Here is a 14392-nt window from a genome sequence, read left to right on the forward strand (position 1 = left end):
TTGTCATTCCCTCGTCTTCAGGACCGCTATCAGGTCCAGGCTCCTGACCCGCCGCGCGACCAGCACTCCCGACAGCAGGGCCGCCCCGACGGCAGCCAGCGTCGCGTAAGCATAGGTCGCGCCGTCGATCTCGAGCGGGATGCGGAACATCTCGCGCTCGAACTCGGTGGCCAGCGCGGCCGACATGCCGTAGCCCGCCAGCAGGCCGAGCGGAATCGCCGTCGCCACCAGCAATGCCTGCTCGCCCAGCAGGATGGCCAGTACCTCGCGGTTCCGGAAGCCGAGCACGCGAAGGCTGGCCAGCTCGTTGCCGCGCTCCGAGAGCGCGATCCTGGCGCTGTTGTAGACGACGCCCAGCACGATGATCCCGGCGAAGCCGACGAGGATGCGGCTGAACACCCTGATCGCCCGGTCCAGCGAATCCTGCACGACCGCGCGCGTGGTCTCCTTGACCTCGACGCCGGCGACCGGCGGCAGGCCCTTCAGGACCGAGAACAGATCCGCCGCGCGCGCCGGATCGACCCGCAGGTTCACGCCGGAGACGGGCGCGTCCTCGCGAAGCAGGCGCGCGAGCGCGCGGCCATCCATGTAGGCGCCCAGCCCCAGGTACTCGTCGACGATCGCCGCCACCGGCAACTCGCGCACCTCGCGCGCGCCTTCGAGCACCTCGATCCTGGCGACGTCGCCGGGCGCCAGACCCAACAGCTCGGCCAGCTTGCGAGACAGCGCAAGGCCATCGGGCGGGATCGGGACCGGACGAAGGTCCCGGTCCAGGAGCCTGTGCAGCTCGGCATCGGGCGCGAGCCCGAGAATCTGGACCTTCTTCGCGCGATGCCCGTTGCGCAGCCACACCGGGACGGCCCGGAACCCCTCCGCGCGCAGGACGCCCGGCAGGCGCGCGACCTCGTTGAGCGCCGCGGACTCGCGGGGCTCGTGGAACGTCACGCTCACGTCGCCGCGCTGGATCAGGTCGAGCTGCACGTGCAGCAGGTGCGCCGCGCCGTCGATGCCGAAGCGACCGACGACCATCGTTCCGACCGCGAGCGCGATCCCCACGATCGACAGCAGGGCCTTCCAGGGCCGGCGCGCGAGGTTGCGCAGGATCATCCGGAGCGCCGGGGCCACGAAGCGCGCAAGGCCGCTCCTGTCGAGCCAGCCCTCGCGGAAGCTGGCCGGCGCCTCGGGGCGCATCGCCTCGGCCGGCGGCAGGGCCAGCACGCCGCGCACCGCGCCGAGCGCGCCGATCGTTGCCGCGGCCAGGCCGATCAGCACCGTGGCGACCAGCACCGGCGGTCGAAGCTCGAAGGCGAGCCGCGGGAAGTGAAAGTACTCGGCGTACAGGTCGGTCACGAGGCCGCCCATGTACGCGCCGAGGGCCACGCCGGCCGACGCGCCGATCGCCACGACGCAGACCGCGAACCCGAGGTACATCATGCCCACTCCGATGTCCGCGTATCCGAAGGCCTTCAGCAGCCCGATCTGCGCGCGCTGCATGCTGACCATGCGCGACAGCACCACGTACAGCAGGAAGGCGGCCACGCCGAGGAACAGCGCCGGGATGTAGGTCGTCATGATCTCGATCTCGCCGAACTCGTCGGCGAGGAAGCGATGCGACAACTGGTCGCGGCGCGGGTAGGCGCTCAGGCCCCCGTACGGCGCGAGCAGCCTGTCGAGCCGGTCGACGACCTCCTGCGCGGACGCGCCTTCCGCCAGCGACAGGGCGAGGTCGTTGAACGCGCCGTCCATGTCGAAGGCCGGGCCGAGGGCCTCGCGGCTCATCCACAGCACCCCGAACCGGCGGTTGTCGGGGAACACCTTGCCGGGGCCGACCTCGTAGACGTACTCGGGCGAAAGCGCGAGCCCGACGATCGTCAGCCGGGCCCAGCGGCCGTTGAGGATCGCGCCGACCGTGTCGCCGATGCGCAGGCCGTTCGCCCGCGCGAAGGTCTCGCTGGCGATCGCCTCGCCTGCCCGGCCCGGCTCGATCCAGCGGCCGGCGCGCAGCGCCAGGTCGTTGAGCATCGGCTCTCGCCGCTCGGGGATCGAGACCAGGCGCCCGGTGGCCGGCTCGGCCAGCCCCGGCACGTCGAGCGTGACGTCGACGACCACGCGCGTGCGCACCTCGGCCACGCCCGGGACCTCGCCGACCCGCGCGGCCAGGCCCTCGGGCGCGCGCTCGAGCCGGGCGAAGACGTCGGCGAACCGGTAGGCCGCGTAATAGTCGGCCTGCGCCACCAGCAGCGAATGGTAGGTCGCGCGCAGCGCGACGAAGGCCGAGATGCCGCAGGCGACGACCAGCGCCGCGGCCAGCACCTGCCCGCGCAGGTGCCAGAGCTCGCGCAGCACGATGCGCAGCCTCGGGCTCACCGCCAGGCGCGCGCGCTGCCGGTTCCTGCTCACCACGAGATCTCGTCGGGCGACGCGCGCCGTGCGTTGCGCGTGATCTCGACGATGCGCCCGCTGCTGATGCGGACGACCCGGTCGGCCATCGCCGCGATCGCCGCGTTGTGCGTGATCACGACGGTGATCGTCCCGAGCTCGCGATTGACCCGCTGGAGCACCTCGAGCACCAGCCTGCCGGTCGGATAGTCGAGCGCGCCGGTCGGCTCGTCGCACAGCAGCACGTCGGGCCGCTTGGCGACCGCGCGGGCGATCGCCACCCGCTGCTGCTCGCCGCCGGACAACTGGGCCGGGAAGTGGTTGCGCCGCTCGCCCAGCCCGACCATCTCGAGCGCCTGCGCCGGGTCCATCGGGTCGGCCGCGATCCGGGTGACCAGCGCCACGTTCTCGAGCGCGGTCAGGCTCGGGATCAGGTTGTAGAACTGGAACACGAAGCCGACGTGCTCGCGCCGGAAGCGGGTCAGCTGCGCGTCGCCGGCGGCGCTCAGGTCGTGGTCGCGATAGCGGACTTCGCCCGAAGTGGGCCGGTCGAGCCCGCCGAGGATGTTCAGCAGCGTGGACTTGCCGCTGCCCGAGGCCCCCAGCAGCACCACCAGCTCGCCTGCGTACAGGTCCAGGTCGACGTCGCGCAGCGCGTGCACCTCGACCTCGCCCATCCGGTAGACCTTGGATATGCCCCGCGCCCGGAAGACGGCCTCGCGACCGCCGGCCTCGCCGTTGCCGGGCTCGGCCGTCACGGATTGCGTGGCGCTCGGACTGCTGGAATCGGACATGGCGTCGGACGGATCGCCGGCCCCCGCCGGCCTGGGCCGTCCAACTTAGCAGATCGCCCCCCGCTCGGGGACTCGCCGGCGCCGCGCCTTGCGGGAAGTCAACCGAGGCCGAGCGGGGCGTCGGCCCGGCCGCGCGCGAGCCGGCTCAACCAGCCTTCGCCAGGTCAGCCTCGGTGGTGAACGAATCGGCGTAGAACTCGTCCTCGGGCAGGCCGCACTGCCCGACGAAATCGCGCCGCGCCGCATCGATGACCACCGGCGCGCCGCAGGCGTAGACCTGGTGGCCGGACAAGTCCGGGAAATCCTCCATGACCGCGCGATGCACGAAGCCGCTGCGGCCCTGCCACAGGTCCTCGGCCAGCGCGTCGGACACCACCGGCACGTAGCGGAAGTGCGGCATCTCGGCAGTCCACTGCTCGCACAGCGCGTTCATGTACAGGTCCTGCGGGCGGCGGCCGCCCCAGTACAGCGTCATCGGCCGCCGGACGTCCTTGTGCCGCGCGTGCTCGATCACCGCCTTGATCGGCGCGAAGCCGGTGCCGCTGGCCAGCAGCACGATCGGCTTGTCGCTTTCCTCGCGCAGGAAGAAGGTGCCCAGCGGCCCTTCGAGGCGCAGGATGTCACGCTCCTTGACCGCCGGCTGCGCCGCGCCGAACAGCGCGTCGGTGAACCGGCCGCCGGGCATGTGGCGGATGTGCAGCTCGAGCTGCTCGGCCAGGTGCGGGGCGGTCGCCATCGAATAGCTGCGGCGGGCGCCGTCGCGCAGGATCAGCTCGATGTACTGGCCGGCCAGGTACTGCAGCCGCTCGTTGGCCGGCAACTGCAGCTTCACGATCGCCACGTCGGGGGCGGCGCGCTCGATCGACGCGACCCGGCAGGGCAGCTTGCGCACCGGGATGTCGCCTGCGGCCGCCACCACCCGGCTCTCGATCGTCAGGTCGCCCTGCGGCTTCGAGCAGCACATCAGCGCGTAGCCCTCGACCGCCTCGGCCGGCTTCAGCGCCTTGTCGGAATGCGGCCCCATCTCGGCCGTGCCGTCGAGCACCTTCGCCTTGCAGGAGCCGCAGGCGCCGTTCTTGCAGCCGTAGGGCAGCACGACGCCCTGGCGCAGCGCGGCGTCGAGAATGAATTCGTCGTCCTCGACGGTGAACTGGCGGCCGCTGGGCTGGACGGTGACGGTGGCGGACATGGCTTCTCGGGACCGGAACGGGCAAAGTCGCTATTATCGCCCGCTGCCCGGACGAGACCGATGCGAGCCCCTGCCCCCTGCCCCGTTTCCCGCCTGCGCCGGCCGAGACTGCTCGTGGTCGGCTGCGGCGACGTCGGAATGAGGCTGCTGGGCCGGCTCGGGGCGCGGATCGCCGACCGGCAGATCTCGGTCGTGGCCGTGACCCGCGACCCCGCGCGCCGCGCCGCCGCGCGCGGATTGGGTGCCCGGACGCTGGCGATCGATCTCGACGCGCCGCTGCGCGGCCCGCGCGCGGGTACTGCGGGTCTCCGGCCCGGGGCCGCTCCCGACGCCAGGCGCCTGGGCGGCCTCGCCCGCTGGTCGATCCACCTGGCGCCGCCGCCCGACACCGGCGAAGACGACCCGCGGCTCGGCCGCCTGATCGCCGCGCGCGGCCGGTCGGTCGCGCTGGCGCGCCGCCGCTTCGGCCGCAACGCCGAACTGCTGCCGCTGCGCGAACGCCTGCGTCCGCCGCTCGCGGCCGGCCTGCCCGGTCGCTGGACCCTGATCGGCACCACCGGCGTCTATGGCGACTGCGGCGGCGCCGAGGTCGACGAGGCCCGGCCGGTGGCGCCGACGACGGCCCGGGCGAAGCGTCGGGTCGCAGCCGAGCGGCGGCTGCGCGGCGCGGTGCGCACGGGTCTGGTGCGCGGATCGGTCCTGCGCGTGCCCGGCATATACGCGCACGACCGGCTGCCGGTCGATCGCCTGCGTCGCGGCCTGCCGGCGCCGGTGCCCGCCGAGGACACGTACACCAACCACGTCCACGCCGAGGACCTGGCAGCGATCGCCTGGCTCGCGCTGTTTCGCGGCCGGCCGGGGCGAACGGTCAACGCGGTCGACGACTCGGACCTCAGGATGGGCGACTGGTTCGACCGGGTCGCAGACGCCTGCGGCCTGCCCCGCCCGCCGCGGCTGCCGCGCGCCGAACTGGCGCGGCAGGTGTCGCCGATGATGCTGTCCTTCATGAGCGAGTCCCGGCGGCTGTCGAACCGGCGACTGAAGCGGGAGCTCCGGGTGCGGCTGCGCTGGCCGACGGTGGACGCGGCGCTGGCCGAGGTGCGGCGGCAGCATCCGGCCGGCAAGGCGCACTGAAACCCGAGCGGGGCGCCCCGTTCGGGCGAACGACCCGAGCTGGCGCTTGCGCGGCGGTCGAGCGCCTCTGATATAATTTTTGGCTCTGCGGGTTCTCCGCGGAACGCCGGTGTAGCTCAGTTGGTAGAGCAGCGCATTCGTAATGCGAAGGTCGACAGTTCGAGTCCGTCCATCGGCACCAGTCTTCTGAACGCCCGCCGGGCTTGCCCCCGGCGGGCGTTTTGCTTTGCGGCCGCTGGGCTCATCGTCGCGACGCCTGGGACAGCCAGGCCTGCAGCATCGCGTGCGCGATCGCGATGACCATCGGGCCGATGAAGATGCCCACCAGCCCGAAGGCGAGCATCCCCCCGACCACCCCGCCGAAGACGAGCAGCAGCGGCAACTCGACGCCCTTGCGGATCAGCCACGGCCGCAGGAAGTTGTCGAGCGCGCTCACCAGGATGCAGACCCCGAGCAGGAAGACCGCCCAGCCCGCGGCCCCCGCCCAGAACAGCCACGCGACGGCCGGCACGAGCACGGGAAGGGGCCCCAGCTGCGCCAGCGAAAGCACGAACATCACGATCGTGAGCCCGACCGCGTGAGGCACGCCGGCGATCGCGAGGCCGGCACCACCGACCACGGCCTGCGCCACCGCCGTCACGCCGACCCCCAGGAAGATCCCGCGCACCGCCTGCGCCGACAGGTGCACCAGGGACTCGCCGTGCGCGCCGCCCAGGCGCCTGCCGACCCGCTTCAGCGCCGCGGCCATGGCCTCCCCGCGCGCGTACATGACCGCGGCCAGCACGACGACCATCAGGCTCTGCATGACCAGGACGCCGACGAGGCCCAGTTCGCCGGCCACCCACTGGATCGCATCGACCGCGTGTGGCTCGAGGACGGCGAGCAACCCCTCCGCCCCCGACGCGATCGTCTTCTCCCAGGCAGCCTCGATCCTCGGCCCGACGAAAGGCACCGCGAGCAGCCATTCCGGGGCCGGCGGCAGGCGAAAGCCGGACAGCCGCCCGACCAGGGCCACGATGTCGTCGACGTGATCCAGCAGGGCCAGCACCCCGAAGGTCAGGGGCGCGACCAGCAGTGCGAAGAGTCCGAGGGTCATCGCGCCAACCGCCGGCCATCGCCGGCCGCCCAGGCGGGCCTGCAGTCTCAGCATCAGCGGCCAGGTGGCCGCCACGATCGTTGCGGCCCAGATCGTCGGCATCAGGAACGGCTGCAACACCCAGGCGTTCAGCACGACCATGCCAACGATGAAGAGCACGGACAGCGTGCTTCGGAACAGGTCCGCGCGCGGCTGACTCAAGGCCGGCTCCCCGTCGACGATTCAGCGCGCGGGTTCCCGCCCCACCACCGCATAGGCGCCCGCGTTCTCGCGCAGCCAGCGCACGCCGTCGTCGCTGCCCTCGCGCCCCGGGTGGAAGTCGGCGCGGAAATAACGCCGCCACTGGCCGAAGGTCTCGCGGAACAGCCCGCCCTTGCCGAACATGAAGCGCGCGGCGCTGCGCACGGTGCGCCAGCGCCACAGCTCGCCGTCGCGGCGCAGGTTGGACGCGGTCTGGCGGATCAGGTCCGCCGAGAAGTACACGGTGACGATCCACATCCAGCGCCTGCGCCAGCGCAGGTTGCCGCCCAGCGCCTGATACAGGTCGAAGGCCATGCAGCGGTGCTCGGATTCCTCGGCCGCGTGCCAGCGCCACATCAGCGCGAACCGGGGCTCGACGCCGTCGAACACCTCGGGGTGGCGCAGCAGCCACTCGGCGAAGATCGCGGTGTAGTGCTCGTTGGCCGCCGTGATGCCCAGTGCGTGGCGCGGGTCCATCGTCATCAGCGGCTCGACGCGCCTCGCGGCGCGCGGCCCCCAGTCGTTCACGTAACCGAGCTTCTCCAGGTGGCCGTTGAACAGGCCGTGGATGCGCCGGTGCGTGGCCTCCTGGCCGACGAAGCCCTTCACCTCGTCGTCGAAGCGGGCCCGTGCCTCGGCCGGCAAGGCCTTGTGGCCGTTGCGAACCGCGTCGATGAAGAACTGCTCGCCGACCGGGAAGCTCATCGACAGCGCGTCGAAGAAGGCGGTGCGGAACGGGTCGCCGGCGCACCAGTGGCGCGGCACCTCGGTTTCGAGGTCGATCAGCAGGCGGCGGATGGCGAGGGTGCTCAATTGGAAGCTCCGGTGGCGGCGTCCATTATCGCGGGCCGGCGCGGACACGGCTAGCTTCGGCCCGCCTTCGCGGCTTTCTCCGCCGACCCCTCCAGCCCCGCCAGCAGCGCCCGGTTGCTGCCCGGGATCACCATCTGGAACTTGTTGTCGACGTAGGTGTAGTCGAAGTAGCCCATCCGCGCGAGCGGCTGGATCTTCAGCACGTCGACCATGCCCTTCTCGTCGATGACTTCGTCGTCGATGTGGATCGCCAGCACGCGCCCGAACACAACGTCCACGGTGCCCATCGGCGGCGCGCCCGGGAATCGCAGCGTGTTCAGGTACACGCACTCGAACTGGATCGGCGAGCCGGCCACCCGCGCCGGCCTCACCTTGCGCGAGGGCAGCTTGACCAGGCCCGCGCGCTCGAACTCGTCGACCTCGGGCGGCAACTCTTCGGCGGTGGCGTTGACCGCCTCGCGCAGCGCGTAAGTGGCCATGTTCCACACGAACTCGCCGGTTTCCTCGGCGTTGCGAACCGAGTCCTTGCGCTGGCCGCGCGTGTCCTGGTTGGCCGAGAACATCACGATCGGCGGGTCGAAGGTCACGTTCTGGAACTGGCTGTACGGCGCCAGGTTGTGCCGGCCCTGCGAGTCCACGGTGGAGATCCAGCCGATCGGCCGCGGCACCACGCAGGACTTGAACGGGTCGTGCGGCAGGCCGTGCGGGGTGACCCCGGGTTCGTAGTACATCGTGCGGTCTCCTCTGGCTCGGTTCAGGTCCCCGGGCCGCCACGGCCGCCGGGAACTCTGCATAGTAAGCGCAGGCGCCTCGCGAACTCGACCGCCGGCGCCAGCCGCGAGGCGTCCCGGCGCCACAGCAGGCCGGCCGGCCTGACGAAGCCCGGCAGGCCGATCCTGATGCCGTGCACCCCCGAGGTCGATGCGATCGCCCGATCCGGCGCGATCGTCGGCAAGCCTTGCCGGGAAACGGTTTCGAGCAGGGCGTCGACCGACTCCATCTCGACCGCGACCCTCGGCGCGACGCCGTGCCTGGCCAGCGCCGAATCGATCAGGCGGCGAGTCGCGAACCGCTTCGACAACAGCGCAATCGCCCGCCCCTGCAACTCGGCCGCCCCGACGCGACGCCGCCCCGACAGCTCGTGTCCGTGCGCGACCGCGAGGTCGAGACGCTCCTCGAACAGGGGCTCCGCGTCGAGCTCCGCCTTCTGTGCCGGATGGAACGCCACGCCGAGATCGAGACGCCCGGCGACCAGTTCTTCCTCGACCTCCCCCGCCCGCAGCTCGAGGATCCGGACCGCGACCTTCGGATGGTCCCTGGAGAAATCGGCAACCGCCTGCGGGACCAGCGTCGTCAGAAAGGTCGGGATGACGCCGATCTCGAGCAACCCGCCCTCGAGCGACTGCAGCGACTTCAGGGCCGCGACGCCGCCGTCGAGCTCGCGAAGCGCGCGGGCTGCGTGAGCGCTGAAGGTGCGGCCGGCCTTGGTCAGCCGGACGCCCCGGCCGATCCGGTCGAACAGCGCCACGCCGAGCTCCTCCTCGAGCTGGCGGATGCCGTGCGACAGCGTGGACTGCGAAACGTGACTCCGGTCGGCGGCCCTGGACACGTGATCGAGTTCGGCCGCCGCGAGGAAGTAGCGAAGCTGGCGAAGTTCCATATCGATGCCCCCGGCACTGCCTTGCGCGGGCTCCCAAGGCCGGCTGGCCTGCCCGTTCGTTCGATTTTGTCGATTATTTCATCCTAAATTAATCATTGGATCAATCTTTCAAAACTCCCTAAGGTTTGCTGCATGCAATCGCCAGGCAGGCCATGAAGATCACCCGCTGCACCAGCCGGATCGTCGACATCCCCACCGTACGCGCACACAAGCTGGCGTTCGGGGCGGTGCGAACCCAGACCTACGTGATCGTGGAGATCGCGCTGGACGACGGCGCGATCGGCTTCGGCGAGGCGGCGACCATAGGCGGCGCCTCGTGGAGCGAGGAGTCGCCGGAGAGCATCAGGCACATCGTCGACGACTACCTCGCCCCGGCGATCCTGGGCACGGACCCGCGCCATTTCGAGCGCCAGCTCGAGCTGTTCGAGCGGCTCTGCAAGGGCAACCGGTTCGCGAAGGCGGCCGTCGAGATGGCGATGATCGACGCGGTGTCGCGCGCCGTCGGGCTGCCGGCCTGGCAGTTGCTGGGCGGCAAGCTGCACGATCGCCTGCCGCTCGCGTGGACGCTCGCCACCGGCAACCCCGAACTGGACATCGCCGAGGCCGAGCGCAAGCTGGCCGAAGGCAAGCACCGGCTGTTCAAGATCAAGATCGGCTCGGGTCGCCCCGAGGACGACGTCGCGCGGGTGGCCGCGATCGCCCGGGCACTCGGCGATCGCGCCGAGATCCGGGTCGACGTGAACCAGGCCTGGGACTGGCTGGCCGCACGCCGCTGGGTGCCCGCGCTCGGCGACGCCGGTGTGGCGATGGCCGAGCAGCCGGTGGCGCGCTGGCAGACCGAGCTGCTGCGCGAGCTCTGCGCGCGAGAGTCCGGCCCGGCGATCATGGCCGACGAGAGCGTCTGCTCGCCCCAGGACGCGTTGAGCCTGGCGGCCAGCCGGGCGGCGCATGTGTTCTCGCTGAAGGTGACCAAGCACGGCGGACTCACGAACACGCGAAAGGTCGCGGCGGTGGCCGAAGCGGCAGGCATCGCCTGCTACGGCGGCACCATGCTGGAAACCTCCCTGGGTAGCGCCGCGTCCGCCCACGTGTTCTGCGGGATCCCCGGGCTCACCGCCGGCTGCGAGCTGTTCGGCCCGATGCTGCTGGTCGAGGACATCGTGACCGAGCCGCTCCGCGCGAAGGACTTCTGCCTGGAGATGCCCGACGGCCCCGGCTTCGGCGTCGAGGTCGACCGCGAGAAGCTGGACGCCTTCGACCGCGACCGCCGTGAGCGTCGGCCGATCCGTGTCGACCTGGGCGCAGCGCCACGGACGCAGACCGCCACGGCCGACACGACCGAAACGCCCGAGGAGAACTGAGATGCTGTTCCTGGTCCGCATGGACGTCCACCTGCCCGCCGACATGCCTCGCGAGGCCGCCGAGGCGATCAAGGCCGAAGAAAAGGCCTACGCCCAGCGGCTGCAGCACGAGGGGAAGTGGCTGCACCTGTATCGGGTGGTCGGCGAGTACGCGAACTACAGTGTGTTCGACGTCGAGTCGAACGACGCGCTGCACGCGACGCTGTCCGCCCTCCCGCTCTTTCCGTACATGAAGATCCACGTGACCCCGCTGGCCCGCCATCCGTCGGCGATCGCCTGAAGTCACGACCAGACCGAGGAGAAATCCGAATGAAGATCCGCAAATTCCTGGCCGCGCTGCTCGCCGCCGCGTCGCTCGCGTCGGTGGCAGCCACCGCCCCGGCTCTCGCAGCCGGCTATCCGTCGAAGGCGGTCCGCTGGGTCGTCCCCTTCCCGCCCGGAGGCGCGATGGACAACATCGCGCGAACGCTCGGCGAAGAGCTGCAGAAGAAGCTGGGGCAGCCCTTCGTCGTCGAGAACAGGCCCGGCGCCGGCGGCAACATCGGCGTCGACTCGGTGGCCCGTGCGCCCGCCGACGGCTACACGATGATGATCGTGGCCAACGGGATGGCGGTTAACCAGTTCCTCTACACGAAGCTCAACCACGACCCGGTCAAGGACTTCACGCCGGTGTCGCTGCTCGCCGTGGTGCCGAACGTCCTGGTCGTGAACACCGGCCGGCTCGACGTGAAGACCCTCGGCGAGGTGATCGAGCGCGCGAAGGCGAACCCCGGGAAGTTCACCTATGCCTCGGCCGGCACCGGAACGTCGATCCACCTTGCCGCCGAACTGTTCGCGTCGATGGCGAAGGTCGACATGCTGCACGTGCCCTACAAGGGCAGCGGCCCGGCGGTCGCGGACCTGCTGGGCGGACAGGTCGACTACATGTTCGACAGCGTCACCTCCGCGCGCCCGCACATCCTGTCGGGCAAGCTTCGTCCGATCGCGGTGACCACGGCGAAGCGCTCGTCGATGCTGCCCGATGTGCCGACGGTCGCGGAAGCCGGCCTGCCCGGCTACGAGCTGGCGCCGTGGTTCGCGGTGTTCATGCCCGCCGGCACGCCCAAGGAGATCGTCGACACGATGCAGCGCGAACTCGTCGCGGCCATGAACCTGCCCGCGGTCAAGGAGCGCTTCGCGACGATCGGCGCCGAGCCGATCGGCAGCAGCCCCGAGCAGCTCGACGCCCACCTGAAGGCCGAGATCGCCAAGTGGGGCGTGGTCCTGAAGGAGCGCGGCATCAGCCCGAAGTGAGCCGCCCCCCGGCGCGAATCAGGTGAAGCCGTCGACGCCGCGAGCCGTCGGCGGCTTCATGCATCCTCCGGCGATCCACACCCCCGCCACCGCCCGGTCGTCGCCCAGCATCGTCAGCGCGAACAGCCGCTCCTCGAGGCTCCCGGCCTGCGCGGTGCGCCGCGCCAGCAGCGGCGTGGCGGCCGGGTCCAGCGCCACGAAGTCCGCCTCCCGGCCCGGCTCGAAGCTGCCGATCCGGTCGTCCAGCCCGATGGCCTGCGCGGCGCCGTGCGTGGCCAGCCACAGCGCACGCAGGCCCGACAGCGCCTGGCGCTGCAGCCGCATCACGTCGTGCGCGGCCGCCAGCGTTCGCAGCATCGAGAAGCTGGTGCCGCCGCCCACGTCGGTGGCCGGCGCGTAGCGCAGCCCCTGTCGATCGGCGGCCGCGGCATCGAACAGGCCGCTGCCCAGGAACAGGTTCGAGGTCGGGCAGAAGGCGACCGTCGCGCCGCTCGCGGCCAGGCGCTCGCGGTCGGCATCGTCGAGATGGATGCCGTGCGCCCAAACGCTGCGGCCGCGCAGCAGACCGAAGCGGTCGTAGACGTCGGTGTAGCTGCGCGCGTCCGGGAACAGCCCGGCGACCCAGCGCAGCTCGTCGGCGTTCTCGGCAAGGTGCGACTGCAGCCAGACGCCCGGATGCTCGTCGAGCAGCCTCGCGCAGGCGGCCAGCTGCGCCGGGGTAGAGGTGGGCGCGAAACGCGGCGTGACCGCGTAGCCGAGCCGGCCCGCGCCGTGCCAGCGCTCGATCAGCGCGCGGGTCTCGGCCGTGCCCGACTCGGCGGTCTCGCACAGGTCGGCCGGGCAGTTGCGGTCCATCAGCACCTTGCCGGCGATCAGCCGCATGTTGCGGGCGCGCGCCGCCTGCATGATCGCGTCGACCGAGACCGGATGCACGGTGGCCCATACCATCGCGGTCGTCGTGCCGTTGCGCAGCAGTTCGTCCAGGAAGAAGCCCGCGACCTCGGCCGCGTGGCCGGGGTCGGCGAAGCGCCGCTCCGCCGGAAAGGTGTAGCGCTCGAGCCAATCGAGCAGGCCCGGGGCGGGCGAGGCGACGATGTCGGTCTGCGGATAGTGGACGTGCGCGTCGACGAAACCGGGCACCAGGATGCGGCCGCGCAGGTCGCGGACCGGCGTGTCGCCGATGCGAGCGGCCAGCGCGTCGAAGGGGCCGAGCTCCTGCACGCGCCCGTCGCCCACGACCAGCAGGCCGTCGGCGAAGTGCCGGCAGGCCGCCTCGCCGTCGCGCAGCGGATCGCCGGTGAAGTCGACGATCTCGCCGCGGTACGCGGCACGCCGCATCAGCGCTTGGGCAAGCGGCTGGCCACGCCCTGCACGTAGTAGTCCATCTTGCCCAGCTGCTCGTCGGGCATCGGGCCGCTCGCGTGGCGGGTCTTGCCGTCCTGGTCGACGACCGGCCCGGCGAAGGCGTGCAGCGCGCCGGACTTCATGTCGGCCTCGAGCTTCTCGATCTTCGCGCGCACCTCGGCCGGAACCGCCGGGTTCAGCGGGGCCAGCCTGACCATGCCGTCCTTCATGCCGCCCCACAGGCTGCCGGTCTTCCAGCTGCCCGCCATCACCTGCTCGACGGTACGCTTGTAGAACTCGCCCCAGTGGTGCGTGGTCGCGGTCAGGTGCGCCTTCGGCCCGTACTTCGACATGTCCGAGTGGTAGCCGAAGGCCCACTTGCCGCGCTCCTCGGCGGCCTGCACGACCGCGGTGGAGTCGGTGTGGTGGGTCACGATGTCGGCGTTCTGCGACATCAGCGTGTTGGCCGCCTCGCGCTCCTTGCCCGGGTCGTACCAGGAGTTCACCCAGATCACCCGCACCTCGGCGTTCGGGTTCACGCTGCGCGCCCCGCGCGCGAAGGCGTTGATTCCCTGCAGCACCTCGGGGATCGGGAAGGCGCCCACGTAGCCCAGCACGTTGGACTTCGTCATGTAGCCGGCGATCACGCCGTTCAGGTAGCGGCCCTCGTAGAAGCGGGCGTTGTAGACGCCCATGTTGCGGCCGGTCTTGTAGCCGGTCGCGTGCAGGAAGACCGTCTTCGGGAAGGCGCGGGCCACGCGCTCCACGTAGTTCATGTAGCCGAAGCTGGTCGCGAACACCAGGCCGTGGCCGCTCTGGGCCATCTCGCGGATCACCCGCTCGGCGTCGGCCCCCTCTGGCACGCTCTCGACGAAGCGGGTCTCGATCTTCGGCCCGAAGGCCTGCACGATCTCGCGACGCCCGAGCTCATGCTGGAAGGTCCAGCCGGCCTCCCCGATCGGGCTCACGTAGACGAAGCCGACCTTCAGCGGCGCGCTCGACTGCGCGCGCGCCAGGCCCGGCAGGGCCGACGCGCCTGCGGCCGCGGCGAGCAGTTTCAGCGAGGACCTGCGATCGTTCATCTTCTTG

The 14392-nt window shown here is 71.2% G+C and carries 13 protein-coding genes and 1 tRNA gene; 5 read left to right on the forward strand and 9 right to left on the reverse strand.

All coding sequences use genetic code 11. The features are described from left to right. Positions 1-3: 3 nt before the first annotated feature. From M6I34_RS17015 to M6I34_RS17025, 3 genes are all read right to left on the reverse strand, one after another. Complete coding sequence (locus M6I34_RS17015) at positions 4-2400, reverse strand: ABC transporter permease (protein WP_272487003.1); 2397 nt, start codon at positions 2398-2400, stop codon at positions 4-6. Further along, positions 2397-3056 (reverse strand): ABC transporter ATP-binding protein, encoded by a 660-nt coding sequence (locus M6I34_RS17020; protein WP_272487226.1) that lies wholly within the window; start codon positions 3054-3056, stop codon positions 2397-2399. Before M6I34_RS17020 ends, M6I34_RS17015 begins: the two co-directional genes overlap by 4 nt. A gap of 262 nt (positions 3057-3318) precedes the next feature. Next, a complete protein-coding gene (locus M6I34_RS17025; protein WP_272487004.1) occupies positions 3319-4362 on the reverse strand; it encodes a CDP-6-deoxy-delta-3,4-glucoseen reductase in 1044 nt (347 codons plus the stop codon). A 60-nt stretch (positions 4363-4422) separates the two neighbouring features. Here M6I34_RS17025 and M6I34_RS17030 point away from each other — a divergent pair, with 60 nt between their 5' ends. Together M6I34_RS17030 and M6I34_RS17035 are read left to right on the forward strand one after the other, a co-directional pair. Then, positions 4423-5496, forward strand: coding sequence for a Rossmann-fold NAD(P)-binding domain-containing protein (locus M6I34_RS17030; RefSeq protein ID WP_272487005.1), 1074 nt, complete (start codon positions 4423-4425; stop codon positions 5494-5496). A 105-nt stretch (positions 5497-5601) separates the two neighbouring features. Then, positions 5602-5677, forward strand: a tRNA-Thr gene (locus tag M6I34_RS17035). Positions 5678-5737: 60 nt separating this feature from the next. Here the strand turns inward: M6I34_RS17035 and ydiK are convergent. From ydiK to M6I34_RS17055, 4 genes are read right to left on the reverse strand one after another with little or no spacing between them, the layout of a single operon-like run. Further along, positions 5738-6793 carry an AI-2E family transporter YdiK gene (gene ydiK / locus M6I34_RS17040; RefSeq protein WP_272487006.1) on the reverse strand — a complete coding sequence of 352 codons (1056 nt, stop codon included), beginning with the start codon at positions 6791-6793 and terminating at the stop codon, positions 5738-5740. A 21-nt stretch (positions 6794-6814) separates the two neighbouring features. After that, entirely contained in the window at positions 6815-7645 is an 831-nt protein-coding gene (locus M6I34_RS17045) for a metal-dependent hydrolase (protein WP_272487007.1), read from the reverse strand. Positions 7646-7695: 50 nt separating this feature from the next. Further along, complete coding sequence (locus tag M6I34_RS17050; protein ID WP_272487008.1) at positions 7696-8376, reverse strand: flavin reductase family protein; 681 nt, start codon at positions 8374-8376, stop codon at positions 7696-7698. A gap of 23 nt (positions 8377-8399) precedes the next feature. Next, positions 8400-9305, reverse strand: coding sequence for a LysR substrate-binding domain-containing protein (locus M6I34_RS17055; RefSeq protein WP_272487009.1), 906 nt, complete (start codon positions 9303-9305; stop codon positions 8400-8402). Positions 9306-9457: 152 nt separating this feature from the next. Between M6I34_RS17055 and M6I34_RS17060 the strand changes: the two genes are divergently transcribed. From M6I34_RS17060 to M6I34_RS17070, 3 genes are read left to right on the forward strand one after another with little or no spacing between them, the layout of a single operon-like run. Continuing rightward, positions 9458-10666 carry a muconate/chloromuconate family cycloisomerase gene (locus M6I34_RS17060; RefSeq protein ID WP_272487010.1) on the forward strand — a complete coding sequence of 403 codons (1209 nt, stop codon included), beginning with the start codon at positions 9458-9460 and terminating at the stop codon, positions 10664-10666. A 1-nt stretch (position 10667) separates the two neighbouring features. Next, on the forward strand, positions 10668-10946 hold the full coding sequence (gene catC, locus M6I34_RS17065) for a muconolactone Delta-isomerase (RefSeq protein WP_272487011.1): 279 nt from the start codon (positions 10668-10670) through the stop codon (positions 10944-10946). A gap of 29 nt (positions 10947-10975) precedes the next feature. After that, positions 10976-11959, forward strand: coding sequence for a tripartite tricarboxylate transporter substrate binding protein (locus M6I34_RS17070; protein ID WP_272487012.1), 984 nt, complete (start codon positions 10976-10978; stop codon positions 11957-11959). Between the two features lie 18 nt (positions 11960-11977). On the opposite strand, the gene guaD is transcribed toward M6I34_RS17070, so the two are convergent. Together guaD and M6I34_RS17080 are read right to left on the reverse strand one after the other, a co-directional pair. Continuing rightward, complete coding sequence (gene guaD / locus M6I34_RS17075) at positions 11978-13297, reverse strand: guanine deaminase (protein ID WP_272487013.1); 1320 nt, start codon at positions 13295-13297, stop codon at positions 11978-11980. Further along, positions 13297-14385: a BMP family ABC transporter substrate-binding protein gene (locus M6I34_RS17080; RefSeq protein ID WP_272487014.1), complete on the reverse strand. Its 1089-nt coding sequence runs from the start codon at positions 14383-14385 to the stop codon at positions 13297-13299. The genes guaD and M6I34_RS17080 overlap by 1 nt, the downstream gene beginning before the upstream one ends. Between the last annotated feature and the right edge of the window lie 7 nt (positions 14386-14392).

The organism is Zeimonas sediminis (genome assembly GCF_023721795.1).
In the GTDB taxonomy this organism is placed as follows: Bacteria; Pseudomonadota; Gammaproteobacteria; order Burkholderiales; family Burkholderiaceae_E; genus Zeimonas; species Zeimonas sediminis.

Coding starts and splice junctions, on each gene's coding strand:
- M6I34_RS17050 (WP_272487008.1), bottom strand. CDS start 8,376: ATGTACTACGAACCCGGGGTCACCCCGCACGGCCTGCCGCACGACCCG.
- M6I34_RS17020 (WP_272487226.1), bottom strand. CDS start 3,056: ATGGGCGAGGTCGAGGTGCACGCGCTGCGCGACGTCGACCTGGACCTG.
- guaD (WP_272487013.1), bottom strand. CDS start 13,297: ATGCGGCGTGCCGCGTACCGCGGCGAGATCGTCGACTTCACCGGCGAT.
- M6I34_RS17055 (WP_272487009.1), bottom strand. CDS start 9,305: ATGGAACTTCGCCAGCTTCGCTACTTCCTCGCGGCGGCCGAACTCGAT.
- M6I34_RS17070 (WP_272487012.1), top strand. CDS start 10,976: ATGAAGATCCGCAAATTCCTGGCCGCGCTGCTCGCCGCCGCGTCGCTC.
- M6I34_RS17025 (WP_272487004.1), bottom strand. CDS start 4,362: ATGTCCGCCACCGTCACCGTCCAGCCCAGCGGCCGCCAGTTCACCGTC.
- M6I34_RS17080 (WP_272487014.1), bottom strand. CDS start 14,385: ATGAACGATCGCAGGTCCTCGCTGAAACTGCTCGCCGCGGCCGCAGGC.
- M6I34_RS17030 (WP_272487005.1), top strand. CDS start 4,423: ATGCGAGCCCCTGCCCCCTGCCCCGTTTCCCGCCTGCGCCGGCCGAGA.
- catC (WP_272487011.1), top strand. CDS start 10,668: ATGCTGTTCCTGGTCCGCATGGACGTCCACCTGCCCGCCGACATGCCT.
- M6I34_RS17060 (WP_272487010.1), top strand. CDS start 9,458: ATGAAGATCACCCGCTGCACCAGCCGGATCGTCGACATCCCCACCGTA.